The organism is Fibrella forsythiae, from assembly GCF_017353175.1.
GTDB classification, from domain to species: Bacteria; Bacteroidota; Bacteroidia; order Cytophagales; family Spirosomataceae; genus Fibrella; species Fibrella forsythiae.
Window position 1 is genome coordinate 1 of record NZ_JAFMYW010000040.1, and the last position, 2,252, is coordinate 2,252.

At 58.2% G+C, this 2,252-nt stretch carries 2 protein-coding genes; one reads left to right on the forward strand and one right to left on the reverse strand.

What is annotated here, in order from left to right:
• The coding region (locus J2I46_RS32475; protein WP_207333281.1) for a DUF8728 domain-containing protein at nucleotides 1-717 on the forward strand (717 nt) is incomplete at its 5' end.
• On the opposite strand, the gene J2I46_RS32480 is transcribed toward J2I46_RS32475, so the two are convergent.
• Entirely contained in the window at nucleotides 605-1,303 is a 699-nt protein-coding gene (locus J2I46_RS32480; RefSeq protein WP_207333282.1) for a DUF937 domain-containing protein, read from the reverse strand. The genes J2I46_RS32475 and J2I46_RS32480 overlap by 113 nt on opposite strands.
• Nucleotides 1,304-2,252: the final 949 nt, after the last annotated feature.

Below are 2,252 nucleotides of genomic sequence, written 5' to 3' on the forward strand. Positions count from 1 at the left end.
TACGCCCTGGCCATGCTGCTGGATGAACTGCTGCAGCTGGGCCAGCGCTACGCCCGCCTGCCGCGGCTGATTCGGCTGGGGGCGGGGAGCCTGGTGCTGCTTCAGCTGACGCTGCTGCTGGCCATGGGCTATGAGATGCGCCTGCAGCAGGAGCTGATCGAAACCCACCATCGCAAACAGATTGGCCTTTGGCTGCGGGCGCACGCTAAGGCCGGCCAAACCGTGTTTATGGAATGTTTGGGCTACATCGGCTTTTACTCGGGGCTCAAAACGCTGGATTATCCGGGTCTGTCCTCCCGGGAGGTTATCAGCGTGCGGCGGCAACTGCCCCCCGGGCCTAAGGAATACACCGATGAGTTTGGTCCGCTCCTGGAGCGGCTTCGGCCCGACTGGGTGGTGCTGCGGGACTACGAGATCAAGCGGGTGGCCCAGCGTAGCAGTGTTTTGCAGCGGCGTTACCGGCCGGTAAAGGTCTTTGATGTGGGCCCGCTGGTCGACCAGCACAAGGCCATGCCTGGCTATGGCTATCTGAAGTGGGACGCCCGCTTTACCGTTTTCTACCGCCAGGATGAGCCTAGCCGAGCGCTGACTGGTCCGGAATTGCTCAACCGATTAGCGCTCGGAGCAGGCCTAAGAAGAGCAGCAGCAGTAGCAGCGGAACCACTAGATACAGTGACCAGCGCAGCCAGGACAAGCCAGTTACTGCTTCGCCAGTAGGCTCACTAGCCAGTGGCGCTACCGGCCTGACTGGCTCACGGGGATCCGGGCCAAGAAACCAACCCAGCGAACCGGCCAGGTCGGGGGGGAGGGCGCGCCAAACCGGTTCGACTTCATCTTCAAGCCGGATCGTCCAGTGCGCCTGGGCAAGCGAGTGGTCAGCAAGCTGTCGATGAAGCGCCTCCCTCAGCAACCAGGTGACCACACCCGTCAGGGTAATAGCTGAGCCGACGTTGATTCGGCTATGCTGGGCCACTGCTCCGATTAACTGGTAGGTTTGCGGGCCGTAGAGCTGCCACAGCAGATCAATGCCCAAATCAGCCGCTTGCTGCCGGTAGGCATCGGTGTCCAGTAGCTGGCTGGCCGGCAGTGCTTCCCCGGGCGGCGTAGTGGTGAGTAGCTGGTAGAGCGCAGCCGTCCCTTCGGGGCTGGAAGCCTGGTAAAGCACCCCGCCGACCACGGCGGGCAGCAGGCTGTCGAGTGCTTTCTGGACGGGTGCTGCTTTTTCGTTTAAAGCCAGGGTTAGCCTACTGACGGTCGAAGGGGTAAAGACAGACCGTAGGTAGACTAATAAACCATTAGTCATATATCGTGAACGAACTAAAAACGACGATAGCCAGGCGCCAAGCGGCCAGCTGTCGAGCTGTACGCCCTCTGGTGGGTCACTAGTTCTTAGTGGCGGCTCACAGGGGCGTACAGCTGAATCCTGAATGGACTACATACCTTACTCTTTATGGGGCTCCTTAGATTGCTTACCCAGGTTAACCATTGATTTTATTTAGTTTCAGACCAGGCTCCAGTTGGATCAGGGACGCTTCCGAGTGCCTACCTCACCCGCTATAGGGCTAACGGCTTGCTATATACGATGGCTAAAGGCGGGGTTGGCTTCTTTCAGGATTTATAGCCGACCGAGTTTATTGCTGAGTTGAGAGCTAACCGTTAGGCAACTGAGTTTGGGCTGACTACTGTCACCAGCGACTCGAAAGCCAGTGACTACAATTGGCTGGTTGTTGCCCGCCCAGCGCCGCCCTTCTTAATGGCAGTGAAGGGCCAAAAAGCGGGCTAAACAAGGTGTTTTTAGCCCGTTCTACCGCCGGTTTGCCGCCCTGGTGAGCCAGTGCATCTTCCACAAAAGCCAGGTCAGCAGTGGATCTTCCGACTTTTCTCCCCAAAAAAACGGTCATCTTGCTCATTTAGAGGCAGATGACCCAAAATTCTTCGCTCACTTAGTGCCAAATCGCAGACAGGACCCCGCCACGCACTACCGGGCCATTACAATTGTACTTGCAATTCCCGGTGATATATGATAGAGGGGTTACATAGCAGGGGCAGTCACCCGTACCGTTGCCTCACTGCTTCAGTAGTGACCGGCCCGCAAAGGGGGCAAACGGGCGCTAGGACGGGTGCCCCAGCCTGCCCCGCCAGCTTGTCCATGGCCTGCGTATCGACTTAGGCCCTAGGTCGTCTATGTCACCCGTGGGCCGAGGCAAGGTTACTACAATGTTGGTGGGATAAACCGTTGTAGCCTGGCCAGA

Excerpts from the sequence above, each read along its gene's own strand:
- J2I46_RS32480 (WP_207333282.1), bottom strand. The coding sequence starts at position 1,303 with ATGACTAATGGTTTATTAGTCTACCTACGGTCTGTCTTTACCCCTTCG.